Origin of the sequence: Exiguobacterium sp. s56 (assembly GCF_018618255.1) — a bacterium.
Taxonomy (GTDB): Bacteria; Bacillota; Bacilli; order Exiguobacteriales; family Exiguobacteriaceae; genus Exiguobacterium; species Exiguobacterium chiriqhucha.
Map to the genome: position 1 here is coordinate 21,384 of NZ_JACSLR010000020.1, position 13,523 is coordinate 34,906.

Genomic DNA, 13,523 nt, shown 5'->3' on the forward strand with positions numbered 1-13,523 from the left:
TCGTCATGAATGGCGCCTTGTTTCCTCGCACCTCGGTCGGCAAGTGGTCGATCATCCTCATCGGCTTGTTCCTGGCCATGTACGTGCCGTTCCTCCTGCTCGATAACTTCGATACGACCTTTCATTCGACGCTTTGGAGCGACAACGCCGCGAACATGCTCCGGCTCAGCTATATGACCACGTTCTCCGTCCTCGGGCTCGGAGCGTTCGTGACCGGCTGGTGGGCCATCTTGAAACAAAAAGAATATGCTGTGCTCGTCTTCTTCGCGGCCGTCCTCGGCTCCGGACTGTTCGTCCTCTTGGTCATGGAGCTCCTCGGCATCCTCGAGTAGAAGATAAAACAAGGAGTTCGCCGCGGCGAACTCCTTGTTGATTGCGCACTTATTTGACGATGACTTGCTTCATCTGGCTGGCGCGGCCTTTCGCATCTTCGATATGAACCGAGAGACGCTCTCCTTTTTTGAGCGTGCGTGTCTTCGTGACGAACGATCCTGTGAGTCCAGTCGTCCCTTTCCCGATGACGCGGCGCTTCGCATCACGCACGATGACCGTCATTCCAGCGTCGGCGCGACCGGTCACTTGTTTCGCGTTCGCACGCGGTGTCGTGACGACCGGCTGTTTCGGACGAGCTCCTGTTGTGACAAGGAGACGTTCGCTCGAAACGAGCTTGCCGTTGCTATAGACGACACGGAGTGTCGTGCCTGCTTTTTGTGCCCCGATGTTCAAGGCGACACGAGCCTGTTTCGACGTTCCTGTCGCAAGACGTTTCTCGCCGTTATAGACCGTCACGTTCGTCCCGCTCTGCACGCTAGCGGAAAACACGGTCGAATTGTCACGGACGATCCCTGGCTTGGCGTAGAGACGTAGCATCGAAGCCGCATAATGCACGTTCACTTTGCCGTAGCCACTGATGTAATCATAGTTGAACGGAAGCTCTTCTTCCGAATCTTCCATGAAATAGTCAAGTCCGTCTTCATAGCTCATACCTTCGGTCGCATCGCCGCCTGAGAAGGCGACTGGTTCCGCTGTGCGATGGAGCAACTGACGTACTTCTTCCACTTTGAGTGTCGGACGCGTCGATAACAACAAACCAACGACGGCCGAGACGTGCGGTGTCGCCATGCTCGTTCCGTCCATATAGACGACGTTACCGTTTGGCACGAGGCTCGCGACTTTCGTTCCCGGTGCCACGACGTCGACGCCGTATCCGTGGTTCGAGTAATCCGAGACGATGCCGAACGTGTTCGTCGCACCGACCGAGATCGTGTATTTCGATGAAGCTGGGTATGACAGGCTTGAATCGCCGTCGTTCCCGGTTGCCGCCACGACGACGACACCACGGTCATATGCGTACTTCAACATGTAGCCGATTGTCCGACTTTCGCTGCCGCCGAGGCTCATGTTGATGACTTTGGCACCCGCATCGACCGCATACTTGATGCCGAGCGCGATTTGTTCTGTGTCTCCAGAACCGCTCGCGTCAAGCACTTTGACCGGGAGAATCGAAACGGCCGGCATCATGCCGCGCATCGATGTCCCGTTGTTTTGAATCGCACCAATGACGCCGGCGACATGTGTCCCGTGGCCGTGGTCATCGATGGCACTGCCTTCCCCGTTCGGGTCGACAAAGTTCTTCTCGTTGGCGATATCGACACGTCCTTTAAAGTCCAGGAGGCGATAATCGACACCCGTATCGAGCACGGCCACTTTGACTGACCGAGCCGGTAAGTTGAGTGCCTCGTAAGCGTCAATACCGATTCCAGCATCTTGGAACGGCGCCAATACCGATTTTGAATTGAGTGACCATTGATAGTCATAACTCGTGTCGGCCATGAACGCTTGATACGTCTGGACTGGCTCGATGAACTCGACGTTCGCGTCACGCTCGAGCGTCGACTTGGCTGTCGCTTGCGTTTTCGTGCTCGCCGCTTCAACGTCGACGACCGCGAAGTGGTCACCTGGGCGACCAAGATCGACTTTCTCTGCTGAGACGTTCGATAAAGCGTTCATCTTACCGAGCGACTTGCTCGGTGACGATTTGTATTTGACGATATAACGCGGCGCGTCATCGACTTCAATCGATACCCCGAATTTACCCATTACATCTTGGAGCGGTGTTCCGGCAAGCGTACCCGTTCCAAGCTTAGCTGCTACCTTGTCGACTTCTGCTTGCAATGCTGTCGGCACGCTTGACGTCACGAGCGTCTGTAACCGTTCGATGGCCGCTTCATCCGCTTGCGTGAGCGTGTATGATTTCCGGTCGACGAGCGCGTTCATGAGTGGCTGTAATGCCTTCAAATCGTTGTACGCTTGTTGGCGTTTCGCGCCGTCTTTCACCATCGCTTTGATGAGGTATGGCGACGTCCGATAGTACAAGGCGGCCAAATCGTTGCCTGACTCCGATTGTGCCAACACTTCCGTCTGAATGCGACGGATGAGTTTCAACATCGAGTCGCGCTCTGGTGCCGGATTTAAAATCGATTCGACGGCACACATGCCCGCCTCCGTCTCAATGTTTTCATACTTGACCGGCAATTTGACCGGGTTGTAGACGAGTTTGATGTCTGAAGGCGACACCGTTTCTTCTTCCATCATCGGGAGATACTCCACTTTGATGTAGTACGGGCCTTCCCATGCATACGGGAAACGAATCGTCGCCGTTTGCTGTCCCTCTTCTTGTGTCGCGCTCGAACGATACTGCTCGAACGTTTCATCTTTTGCGGCCAAATCGGCGCTTGGATAGACCGAGATGTTCGCGAGCTTCGTCGAATCGAACTGAACTTCCATATGCGTCATCGCCGATGGAGTCCCCCGTTCCATTTTGAACCAGTATGTATTCGTGGCGTCTGTCCCGGTTTCGAACGTGACTTCTACTCCTGGGCTGAGCGTCTTCGCCTCTTGCATCCCCGCTCCAGCGTCCGCACTCGCTTGTGGTGGAATCAATGCCAATACGAGCATGAGCACCGTGACGAATGATAAAACTTGTTTCCATGTTGCTTTCATCTGTTCTCCTCATTTCTATATGTCCAAAGCTTCAACCGACGGATCCGTCAATTCATGTATACGTGATAATGGCTTGAAGGTTCCAACAATTAACTACAAAAAATCACTTAATTTCATTATTTTAGGAAACTCTCGATTTGTCTATCTCTAATATGGTTTTTTCGAAAAATAATTTAAAAACAGGTCAGAGGAATTTTTCCCCTGACCTGAACGAGTTGTGTTGCTTATTTTGCTGTGACGCCCCCATCGACCGGAAGTTCGATTCCCGTGATGTGATTTGCCTCATCCGACGCGAGGAAGAGGACAGCCGTCGCCACTTCTTCAGCCCGACCGAGATTCGGCAAAGCGATTTGATTCAAGAAATGTTGTTTATAGTCCGGGTGCTCCATATGCGGCGCACTCATCGGTGTCACGATATAGCCCGGATGGACCGAGTTGACGCGAATGTTGTGCTTGCCGTAATCGACGGCTGCCGCTTTCGTGAGCGACCGGACGGCTCCTTTCGAGGCCGTATAGGCACCGGCACCGGCCATACCTGTGAGCGCTGAGATGGACGAGATGTTGACGATCGACCCGCCGCCGTTTTGCTCCATGAGTGGAATCGCATATTGCGTTCCGAGCATGACGCCATCGATATTGATTCGATACGTGCGCGCCCAGTCTTCCTCCGTCTGATCCAAGAACGGTTTTGCGAGCGCGATGCCCGCATTGTTGACGAGCACATCGAGCTTGCCGCACACGGACTGGACTTCGTTATAAATGTTTTCCCAATCGTTGCGTGACGTGACGTCGTGTTGAAGCGCGATCGCTTCTCCTCCGTTTGAACGGATCGTTTCCACGACGCGCGTCACCGCTTCAAAATTGATGTCTGTCGCGACGACGGTCGCCCCTTCTCGTGCGAACAACTTGGCCGTCTCTTCTCCCATACCACTGCCTGCCCCCGTAATGACCGCTACTTTCCCCGTTAACCGCATAATCCCAACTCCATTTCTTTAAATATGATAGTCTAACTATCATTATAGTAGTCGATGCACATTCGATTCTCAACGAAACTGCTTCGACACGGTATAATAACGAGATACAAAGAGGTGATTTCATGAGTAAACGACAACAAAATAAAGAAGAACGAATGAATCGCATCATCAAGCAAGCCGAGGTGCTCTTTTTACAAGACGGATTTGAACGGGTGCAAATGCAGGATATCGCTGACGCGTCCGAGCTCGGGGTCGCGACGTTGTTCCGGTACTTTCCGAAAAAAGACCAGTTGATCGTTGCCGCGGCCGTGCGCAATTTGGCACCGACGCTCGATGCGTTCAAAGAACTGACGAGCCGGCCGGGAAATGCCTATTCGCGACTCGAAGCGATTCTCGACTATTTACTCGACCAACAAGTGAAGAGGACGAGTCATTCTCGTTTCCGTGAGGCGTTCGAGAGTTATGCCTCGTCCGTCGCAAGTCCCCTTCCCGGGATTGACGACTATATCGAATTGCAGCGCGAAATCATGGAGACGCTCGAACCGCTCATCGCGGACGGGAAGACGGACGGTTCGCTCCGGAGCGATCTCGACGTGAAAGCAACCGTCGTCACCATCATCAACGCGTTCGGTACGTTCGGCAACAACATCATTTTGAAGTCTCACATCAGTTATTTAGAGGACGACATCGAGCCCCTAATCCAACAGCGGGTGTTGCGAGAGATGCTCTTGTCGTATGTACGCCCAGAATAAAGCCCCTTCGCGTGAAGGGGCTTTATTCGTGCAGTTCGAGCGGCAGACCGTCCGGGTCGAAGAAGAACGTCATCTTCTCGCCCGTGAACGTGTCAAACCGAATTGGTTCCGTCGTGACACCGTGCGTATTCAGTTCAGCGACGACCGCCTCGATGTCGTCGACTTTAAAGGCGAGATGACGGAGTCCACACGCCTCCGGGAAGCTCGGCCGTTTCGGACTGTCCGGTTTGATGAACAGCTCGAGCTCGTACGCACCGAGCCGCAGGTCGATCTTGTGATCGCCTTTGTCCGGACGCTGATGCTCGCGGATGACGTCGAAACCGAGGATATCGATGTAGAACCGTTTCGCCTCGTCATAATTTGAAGCGATAATCGCCACGTGATGGATGGTATGTAGTTGCATCATAATCCCCCATATACAAAAAAATGAGCACCTCTCACTAGAGGTGCTCTCGAAAAGTCTACCGCGTCGAACCACGCTCCACAACGTGCTCCCGAAGGAATGTCCGCCGTCTTACATAGACCAGCTCATCGCATGTACTCAACTATAGGTGAATCTGAGCCCCGCGTCAACGTTTTGTTTGAATCGGGTTGACATCTTCCTAAAAATTAGGATAATCAATAGTATTAGCACTCTTATCATCAGAGTGCCAAAATCGAACAAATAAAAAGGAGAACGATCATGACAAAGAAACAGTTTCAAGCCGAATCGAAACGAATTTTAGAGTTGATGGTCCACTCAATCTATACGCATAAGGACATCTTCCTCCGTGAGCTCATCTCGAACGCGAGTGACGCCATCGACAAAATGTATTACCGGGCCTTGTCGGATGAGGCAATCGACTTCAACAAGGACGACTACTTCATTAAAGTCGAGCTCGACAAAGACGCCCGCACAATCACCATCCGTGACACCGGAATCGGGATGACGGCCGATGAGCTCGAATCGAACCTCGGGATCATCGCCAAGAGCGGCTCGCTCGCGATGAAGCAGGCGACGAAGATGGAAGAAGACCACAGCCTCATCGGCCAGTTCGGGGTCGGTTTCTACTCGGCGTTCATGGTCGCCGACCGCGTGACGGTCCGCACCCGCTCGGTCGACAGCGAACAAGGCTACTTGTGGGAATCGGAAGGTACGGATGGCTATACGATCGAGCCGACCGACAAGACCGACGTCGGGACCGAGATCACGTTGCACGTGAAAGCCGACTCGGACGATGAGACGTATTCGACGTTCCTCGAAGAGTACGAGATCCGTTCGCTCATCAAGAAGCACTCGGACTTCATCCGCTACCCGATCAAGCTCGACGTGACGAAGCACCGTCAAAAAGACGGCTCGGAAGAATACGAGGACTATGTCGAAGAAGAGACAATCAACAGCATGGTGCCGATTTGGCGCAAACGGAAGAGCGAACTCTCGGACGAGGACTATAAGGCGTTCTATCATGAGAAACGTTACGGCTTCGACGAGCCGCTCAAGCACCTGCACTTGAACGTCGACGGCACGATCCGCTACCAGTCGATCCTCTACATCCCATCGACGGTCCCGTTCGACTATTACACGAAAGAGTTCGAGAAAGGGCTCGAGCTGTACTCGAACGGCGTCTTGATCATGGAGAAGTCGCCTGACCTGCTCCCGGACTATTTCGGTTTCGTCAAAGGGATGGTCGACTCGGAAGACCTGTCGCTCAACATTTCCCGGGAGATGCTACAGCAGGACCGACAGCTCCGCGTCATCGCCAAGAACGTTAAGTCGAAAATCAAAGGCATGCTCGAGAAGATGCTCCAAAACGAGCGCGAAGACTACGAGAAGTTCTTCGAGTCGTTCGGCCGTCAGCTCAAGTTCGGCGTCTACGACCAGTTCGGTGCCGCCAAGGACGAGTTGAAAGACTTGCTCCTGTTCCACTCATCGAACGAGAACAAGCTCGTCACGCTCAAAGAGTACGTCGAGCGCATGAAAGACGATCAGAAGTACATCTATTACGCGACGGGTGAATCGATTCACCGCATCGACCTTCTCCCTCAGGCGGAACGCTTGAAAGAAGAAGGGTTCGAGATTCTCTACTTCACTGAAGAAATCGACGAGTTCGCAATCAAGATGCTCCAGTCGTATGACGACAAAGAGTTCAAGTCGATCGCGAGCGGTGACCTCGGGCTCGATGACGAGGCGGCCCATTCGCTCAATGAAGACAACAAGGACTTGTTCGCCTTCATGAAACAAGAACTGGGCGACCGTGTTAAAGAAGTGCGCGCATCGACACGCCTCAAGTCACATCCGGTCTGCTTGACGGTCGCTGGCGACGTCTCAATCGAGATGGAGAAGATTTTGAACACGATGCCGAATGGCGGCGGCATGAAAGCTGAAAAAGTGCTTGAAGTGAACGCCGATCACGCCATCTTCCAGACGTTACAGCGCATCTATAAGGAAGATGAAGCGAAAGCGAAACAGTATACCGATTTGCTCTATCAGCAAGCGCTCCTCATCGAAGGGCTACCGATTGAAGACCCGGTCGCCTATTCGAACGCGGTGTGCGCGTTGATGGCGGAATGAATATGGCGCAAAGACAGGGTAGTACAACATCTTGTCTTTGCGCCATATTCTTGTATAAGCTCAAACATTACTCAGCAAAATCTTATTTGTATTGTCAATTTAAATAAGTTTTCGCCACTTATATTGTGAAAAACACCTGCTTTGTAACGTGAGGTGGAAGGAGTATCAAAAGCTGTATGAGAGTATAAATAATTTTTTAAGCGATTACGATCGTAAATATGGTAACAGATAACGGTACCATTTTCTTTCACAATAATGTAGCCTCCAGTCGCAGAATCCAGACCAGACCATCTTTGATTCGGCACCATTCCTAAAGCAATTGAAACTAACATTTCTTTAATTTTGTGTTCAATTAATTCGATGTCGTCACCTGTTTTTCGAACATAAAATTCTACTACGTCTTTAATTTTCTTACCTCTCACAAACAATGAACAATAATATAAATCACTTAAGATTTGCGGCATCCGAAAGTCAGTCATTTGCAAATTTCGTGAAAAAGTACTATTCATTGATTTAAATTTTAAATGAACATCGTTACTTTCTAAATAAGCAGCACGTTCCATCAGTTTATTTCTACCGTCTATCTTTTGAATATTTTCTATAATCTCAGATGTAATAACTTTAGATGGCACATAATACACAGATGTAGGTTCAGAAGCATTGAGTAATGTAGGTTGGCTTCCCATCAAGGACTTTATACTAAACTCAAGCTGTGGTGAAAGACCTGTTCTGTGATCATATATTTGAATTTTTAAATCGCCCTTACTAGATGACGGACTTTTTATCGTTTTAAGTTTAAGCCCCCGTATGAGTTCATCTAATTCTGGAACACTAAACGTTCCACTCCCGTTGATAATAGCGCTTAGTAACTTTGTTTTCCCATCAGTAATATCTTCTTTTTTAACAAGGTATTCTCCGACAGAATCTTTTACAGTTATATAACCTTCCTTGATTTTAGATATATCGTATTCAATATCTGTTCCCGAATTTTCTGCATCCGTTTTATAGAGTTTTATAACTTCGTATCCGGCCTCAGGAATTAAATTTAAATCGTCGTCTGCAACGTCAAGTTTCCCTGTAGACATCGTATTCAAAAATGCGTAGAACTCTGACCATTCACCTTTGTTGTATGTTGACATCTTTTTCTCCTAGTCTAAATTTTTAAGGTCATTTGCTCATCTCTTATTTCCGTTTCTTTTAAAACCAATTTCATTTTATCTGCCACAGCTTTGATAACAGGTACAGCAACTGAGTTTCCGAACTGCCTATACATTTGTGTTCTTGAGACTGGAATCACAAAAGATTCAGGAAATCCCATTAGCCGCTTGCATTCAAGCTCGGAGAAAAGCCTTACTCCTGTTGGCCCGTCCTTGACAAAAGTGCCAGTCAATCGTTGAATTTTGTGATAACTAGCGACTAGGGTTTTTGCTTGAACATCTGAAGTGTGATCAACTAATTGTGGCTTACCGTCTTCTTTTTTAAAGAGATAACTATTCTGCAAATGTTCAGAAATTGTATAACCTTCAATATTTTTTTCTAATATTTCTTTAATAGGCACTTTATTTTCAGGATCACCTTTTGGAAATTCAAATTCGGAAACATTCATATTAGGATGAAACCCGATAATCAAAACTCGTTTTCTTACATGAGGTAATCCAAAATTTTGAGCATCTAACACATCATGAAAAACGCTATATCCTAACTCTTCTAATGCATTAACAATTATTTTGAAGGTTTCTCCATTTTGAATTGTCAAAATACCTGGGACGTTTTCTAACAAAAACATTTTCGGCATATGCCATTTCAGAATTCTCAAAACATCAAAAAATAATGTTCCTTGCGTTTCATGAGCAAAGCCTTGCCTTTTTCCTATATTCGAAAACGGCTGGCAAGGAAATCCTGCTAGTAATACATCGTGTTCCGGAATATCTTTTTCGTGAATTTTTGTAATGTCACCAAATGGAACTTCGCCATAGTTTGCTTCATAAGTTTTAGCAGCATGTGGATCCCACTCCGCGCTAAAAACCCCTATTGTGTTCTCGTCTTCAAATCCTTTTCTAATACCGCCTATACCAGCGAAAAGATCGATAAACTTTAATTTCCCCTCCATAGCGCATTCCTCCTCCTGTGTATCAAACACATTTAATCCTTCTTGCAGTAATAAATTACATCTCATTGAAAAACTTAATTTTTCATCAACATCTAGATTCATTATTTCTTCATATAATTGATCATCAATATAAACACTTCTACTCTTTCTTTTGTCGTAATGAGGGAGAACTTTTCTGCCTGCCCCAGCCCGAATTCCTCCGCGCACCTATAAGAACCTCCGTTCGTCATTATAGCTTATGTAAGAAAACAATAGCATACCGTTTTTGAATTAACAATTCGTTTTATCAATTATCATTCCGTTATCTCTTTTACCCTTTTCTTGCTTGCATTAGCTTTGCATTTTTTCCAAAGGGGGTAAAGTTACCTAAACGATTACGAAGTCAGTCCTTATTATATTTTAGGAGAAGGAATACAATGAAAAATAAAATTTCAAATAGATCAAATAACATGCGAGCCATAAGAGGAAAAGACACAAAAATGGAAATAAAAGTCCGAAAAGCTCTATGGAATCAGGGATATAGATTCCGAAAAAATGATCGTACTTTGTATGGTTCCCCTGACATTTCATTTAAAAAATTTAAAATAGTAGTATTTTTAGATTCATGCTTTTGGCATGGATGCCCCTTGCACTTCAAAATACCGAAGACGAACACCGAATTCTGGCATCAAAAGATTAGTCGCAACATCGAGCGGGATTCCGAAGTCAAACGACACTATCTGGAGGAAGGTTGGATCATCCTTCGATTTTGGGAACATGAGGTAAAAGAGGATTTTGATAATGTAATTCGCACTATCATTTACCATATAATACAAAAAAGAACATGAATATAATTGAATGATGTAAACTATATACAAATGTAAAATGGAGGAATAATTTATGAACCCACACAGTCATGGAACGGTTATTACCAAACAACTATTAAATGATTTCCCACTATCTGCGGATACATTAGCATCTGTATTTGTAGACTTTTATTGGGAAAAATACAAGCAAAATTACCATTCTAATAATTCTCTGAATGGTACAATTTTTGAAAATCTAATTGTCTTAGCTTTAGCACGTGAAGGAATCAATAATATTTATCACCAGACTGAATTAACATATGTCCCCTCTGCTATCTTCGATGTTTTTTTGTATAATCCAGGTAGACCTATGGCACTTTCAATAAAAACATCATTACGCGAACGATGGAAACAAGCTGACCTAGAAGCTTTAGCTATCAAACAAGTTCATAAGGATGCTTCTTGTTATGTGCTAACATTATCGGATAGCGAAGTAGCTACACGCCGAAATAATACAAGTAATTACGCAGGGTTGGATGGGTTTGTTTTAGCTAACACAGATGAGTTTGATACGTTCATAGAAGATTTAAAAAACAGTCAATTCTCAATTGCAGGTCATTCTCCTATTATTAAAGAAAGTAGAAATTGCTATACAGTTGCAGAATTGCGGAGGCAGTTCAATCTTCCGATGCAATAATATACTATTCCTACCAACTGTATACGGTAGGATTCGAATTTTTAGAATTCTTCACCCTCGAATTTATACAGTTCCATTTATAAAACACTTCTTTTCAGCCTATAACCTTGATCCGTTTCAGATTAAGTTTTTTTGTTTGTAATTGATAATACATTGATTTCTTACGAGAATAGATCACTGATTCATTCAGAAAAGCTGTCCAATCGGGACAGCTTTTCTTTTTTTTCACATAGGTTATTGAAAACAAAATCACATTTATTTTGTAATCGTTTTCTTTCCCTTTATCAAGCGATTTGTCCATTTAACGTTGATATATCAACATTTTACCAGACATGCAAACGCCTTGACATTTTTGGCGGGTTATATGAAGTTGGTATTACATTATAATTATTCTAGTAGAGACGAAAGTCCACTAGAGTAAAAAACCAAGGAGGACATATCCCATGTCATTAATCGGCAAAGAAATCTTACCTTTCAAAGCACAAGCATTCCAAACAGGTGAATTCCTCGAAGTATCGGACAACGACTTCAAAGGTCAATGGAGCGTCGTTTGCTTCTACCCAGCTGACTTCACATTCGTCTGCCCGACTGAATTGGAAGACCTTCAAAACGAATACGCGACACTTAAAAACCTCGGCGTCGAAGTGTACTCAGTATCGACTGACACACACTTCACGCACAAAGCATGGCACGAAACATCAGAGAAAATCGGTAAAATCGAGTACATCATGATTGGTGACCCATCACACACAATCTCACGTAACTTCGACGTCTTGAACGAAGAAGATGGCCTTGCTGACCGCGGTACGTTCATCATCGACCCAGACGGCGTCATCCAAACAGTTGAAATCAACGCAGGCGGCATCGGCCGTGACGCGAGCACACTCGTTAACAAAGTCAAAGCGGCACAATACGTCCGCAACAACCCAGGCGAAGTTTGCCCGGCTAAATGGGAAGAAGGATCTGCAACACTTCGCCCGAGCCTCGACCTCGTCGGCAAGTTGTAAGGAGCGGATTTCATGTTAGAAGCAGATATTAAACAACAGTTGGACCAATATCTCCAGCTCATGGAGGGCGATGTCGTCCTCCGTGTCAGCGCTGGAGACGACGCGGTCTCAAAAGAGATGCTCGACCTCGTGAACGAACTCGCGAGCATGTCGTCACGCATTTCGGTCGAGAACGTCACGCTCGAACGCACACCAAGCTTTAGCGTGAACCGCCCGTCTGAAGAGACAGGGATTGTCTTCGCAGGGATCCCGCTCGGTCACGAGTTCACGTCACTCGTCCTCGCATTGCTCCAAGTGAGCGGCCGGGCGCCGAAAGTGGACGCGGATGCGATCAAACAGATTCAAAACATTCAAGGCACGTACCACTTCGAATCGTATATCAGCCTCAGTTGCCACAACTGCCCGGACGTCGTCCAGGCACTCAACGTCATGAGCGTCCTCAACCCGAACATCTCACACACGATGATCGACGGTGGCGCGTTCAAGGCAGAAGTGGAAGCGAAAGAGATCATGGCTGTCCCGACCGTCTTCTTGAACGGTGAGGCGTTCGGCAACGGACGCATGTCACTTGAAGAGATTTTGGCGAAACTCGGAACTGGTCCTGACGCTTCGGCGTTTGACAACAAAGACCCGTATGACGTCCTCGTCATCGGTGGCGGCCCAGCTGGTGCGAGCGCAGCGGTTTACGCGGCTCGTAAAGGCATCCGGACCGGCATCGTCGCGGAACGCTTTGGTGGTCAAGTGATGGACACGATGGGGATTGAGAACTTCATCGGCACATCTTACACGGAAGGCCCGAAACTCGTCGCGAGCTTGGAAGAGCACGTGAAAGAATACGGCATCGACGTCATGAATCTCCAACGCGCGAAGCGTCTTGAGAAAACTGACCTCGTCGAAGTCGAACTTGAGAATGGTGCCGTCTTGAAGAGTAAGAGCGTCATCCTGTCGACTGGTGCACGCTGGCGTAACGTCAACGTCCCAGGTGAAGCTGAGTTCAAAAACAAAGGTGTGGCCTACTGCCCGCACTGTGACGGCCCTCTCTTCGAAGGCAAGCGCGTCGCAGTCATCGGTGGCGGCAACTCTGGAATTGAAGCAGCGATCGACCTCGCTGGGATTGTTAAACACGTGACGGTGCTCGAGTTCGCTTCTGAACTCAAAGCCGACCAAGTGCTTCAAGACCGTCTCCACAGCCTCCCGAACGTGACCGTCGTCACGAACGCACAGACGACAGAAATCACGGGTACGGACAAAGTGAACGGCATCTCGTACTTGTCTCGTGAGACGAACGAGACGCATCACGTCGAACTCGAAGGTGTCTTCGTCCAAATCGGACTCGTCCCGAACACGGACTGGCTCGACTCGGTCGAACGCAACAACTTCGGTGAGATCGTCGTCGACCGTCACGGTGCGACGAACATCCCAGGCGTGTTCGCAGCAGGCGACTGCACGAACAGCGCCTACAAACAAATCATCATCTCGATGGGATCTGGTGCGACTGCCGCACTCGGTGCTTTCGATTATATGATTCGCAACTAATAGGAAACGCGTCCTCATATTAAACTGTACCCTGAGTAGTAGACACTTAAAAAAGTCTATTGCTCAGGTTTTTTGTGTACACTGGACTAAATCATATTGGGAGTGAAT

12 protein-coding genes are annotated in these 13,523 nt (G+C 47.6%); 7 read left to right on the plus strand and 5 right to left on the minus strand.

The window, feature by feature from the left end; genetic code table 11:
* The first annotated feature begins 5 nt into the window (after nucleotides 1-5).
* A complete protein-coding gene (locus KNP71_RS14570) occupies nucleotides 6-332 on the plus strand; it encodes a hypothetical protein (RefSeq protein ID WP_021067925.1) in 327 nt (108 codons plus the stop codon).
* A gap of 49 nt (nucleotides 333-381) precedes the next feature.
* On the opposite strand, the gene KNP71_RS14575 is transcribed toward KNP71_RS14570, so the two are convergent.
* Nucleotides 382-3,003: a S8 family peptidase gene (locus KNP71_RS14575; RefSeq protein ID WP_131472000.1), complete on the minus strand. Its 2,622-nt coding sequence runs from the start codon at nucleotides 3,001-3,003 to the stop codon at nucleotides 382-384.
* A 224-nt stretch (nucleotides 3,004-3,227) separates the two neighbouring features.
* Nucleotides 3,228-3,977, minus strand: coding sequence for an SDR family NAD(P)-dependent oxidoreductase (locus KNP71_RS14580; RefSeq protein ID WP_214830958.1), 750 nt, complete (start codon nucleotides 3,975-3,977; stop codon nucleotides 3,228-3,230).
* Between the two features lie 122 nt (nucleotides 3,978-4,099).
* Here KNP71_RS14580 and KNP71_RS14585 point away from each other — a divergent pair, with 122 nt between their 5' ends.
* Complete coding sequence (locus tag KNP71_RS14585) at nucleotides 4,100-4,729, plus strand: TetR/AcrR family transcriptional regulator (RefSeq protein WP_029596396.1); 630 nt, start codon at nucleotides 4,100-4,102, stop codon at nucleotides 4,727-4,729.
* 22 nt (nucleotides 4,730-4,751) lie between these two features.
* On the opposite strand, the gene gloA2 is transcribed toward KNP71_RS14585, so the two are convergent.
* Nucleotides 4,752-5,132 (minus strand): SMU1112c/YaeR family gloxylase I-like metalloprotein, encoded by a 381-nt coding sequence (gene gloA2, locus KNP71_RS14590; protein ID WP_021067921.1) that lies wholly within the window; start codon nucleotides 5,130-5,132, stop codon nucleotides 4,752-4,754.
* A 279-nt stretch (nucleotides 5,133-5,411) separates the two neighbouring features.
* On the opposite strand from gloA2, the gene htpG reads away from it, so the two are divergent.
* A complete protein-coding gene (gene htpG, locus KNP71_RS14595) occupies nucleotides 5,412-7,280 on the plus strand; it encodes a molecular chaperone HtpG (RefSeq protein WP_214830960.1) in 1,869 nt (622 codons plus the stop codon).
* Nucleotides 7,281-7,351: 71 nt separating this feature from the next.
* Here the strand turns inward: htpG and KNP71_RS14600 are convergent, their stop codons facing one another.
* Nucleotides 7,352-8,419, minus strand: coding sequence for an HpaII family restriction endonuclease (locus KNP71_RS14600; RefSeq protein WP_214830962.1), 1,068 nt, complete (start codon nucleotides 8,417-8,419; stop codon nucleotides 7,352-7,354).
* A gap of 14 nt (nucleotides 8,420-8,433) precedes the next feature.
* Nucleotides 8,434-9,597 carry a DNA cytosine methyltransferase gene (locus KNP71_RS14605; protein WP_214830964.1) on the minus strand — a complete coding sequence of 388 codons (1,164 nt, stop codon included), beginning with the start codon at nucleotides 9,595-9,597 and terminating at the stop codon, nucleotides 8,434-8,436.
* Between the two features lie 209 nt (nucleotides 9,598-9,806).
* Here KNP71_RS14605 and KNP71_RS14610 point away from each other — a divergent pair, with 209 nt between their 5' ends.
* The 4 genes from KNP71_RS14610 to ahpF all read left to right on the plus strand — a co-directional run bounded on the left by KNP71_RS14610 (nucleotide 9,807) and on the right by ahpF (nucleotide 13,415).
* A complete protein-coding gene (locus KNP71_RS14610) occupies nucleotides 9,807-10,217 on the plus strand; it encodes a very short patch repair endonuclease (RefSeq protein WP_214830966.1) in 411 nt (136 codons plus the stop codon).
* A gap of 52 nt (nucleotides 10,218-10,269) precedes the next feature.
* Nucleotides 10,270-10,872: a PDDEXK family nuclease gene (locus KNP71_RS14615; RefSeq protein WP_214830967.1), complete on the plus strand. Its 603-nt coding sequence runs from the start codon at nucleotides 10,270-10,272 to the stop codon at nucleotides 10,870-10,872.
* Nucleotides 10,873-11,315: 443 nt separating this feature from the next.
* A complete protein-coding gene (gene ahpC / locus KNP71_RS14620) occupies nucleotides 11,316-11,879 on the plus strand; it encodes an alkyl hydroperoxide reductase subunit C (RefSeq protein WP_021067918.1) in 564 nt (187 codons plus the stop codon).
* A gap of 12 nt (nucleotides 11,880-11,891) precedes the next feature.
* Complete coding sequence (ahpF, locus tag KNP71_RS14625; RefSeq protein ID WP_214712447.1) at nucleotides 11,892-13,415, plus strand: alkyl hydroperoxide reductase subunit F; 1,524 nt, start codon at nucleotides 11,892-11,894, stop codon at nucleotides 13,413-13,415.
* The last annotated feature ends 108 nt before the right edge of the window (nucleotides 13,416-13,523 follow it).

Bases quoted from the DNA above. Each gene is read 5' to 3' on its own strand.
- KNP71_RS14585 (WP_029596396.1), top strand. From the start codon at position 4,100: ATGAGTAAACGACAACAAAATAAAGAAGAACGAATGAATCGCATCATC.
- KNP71_RS14610 (WP_214830966.1), top strand. From the start codon at position 9,807: ATGAAAAATAAAATTTCAAATAGATCAAATAACATGCGAGCCATAAGA.
- KNP71_RS14570 (WP_021067925.1), top strand. From the start codon at position 6: ATGAATGGCGCCTTGTTTCCTCGCACCTCGGTCGGCAAGTGGTCGATC.
- KNP71_RS14575 (WP_131472000.1), bottom strand. From the start codon at position 3,003: ATGAAAGCAACATGGAAACAAGTTTTATCATTCGTCACGGTGCTCATG.
- ahpC (WP_021067918.1), top strand. From the start codon at position 11,316: ATGTCATTAATCGGCAAAGAAATCTTACCTTTCAAAGCACAAGCATTC.
- ahpF (WP_214712447.1), top strand. From the start codon at position 11,892: ATGTTAGAAGCAGATATTAAACAACAGTTGGACCAATATCTCCAGCTC.
- gloA2 (WP_021067921.1), bottom strand. From the start codon at position 5,132: ATGCAACTACATACCATCCATCACGTGGCGATTATCGCTTCAAATTAT.
- KNP71_RS14580 (WP_214830958.1), bottom strand. From the start codon at position 3,977: ATGCGGTTAACGGGGAAAGTAGCGGTCATTACGGGGGCAGGCAGTGGT.
- htpG (WP_214830960.1), top strand. From the start codon at position 5,412: ATGACAAAGAAACAGTTTCAAGCCGAATCGAAACGAATTTTAGAGTTG.
- KNP71_RS14600 (WP_214830962.1), bottom strand. From the start codon at position 8,419: ATGTCAACATACAACAAAGGTGAATGGTCAGAGTTCTACGCATTTTTG.
- KNP71_RS14615 (WP_214830967.1), top strand. From the start codon at position 10,270: ATGAACCCACACAGTCATGGAACGGTTATTACCAAACAACTATTAAAT.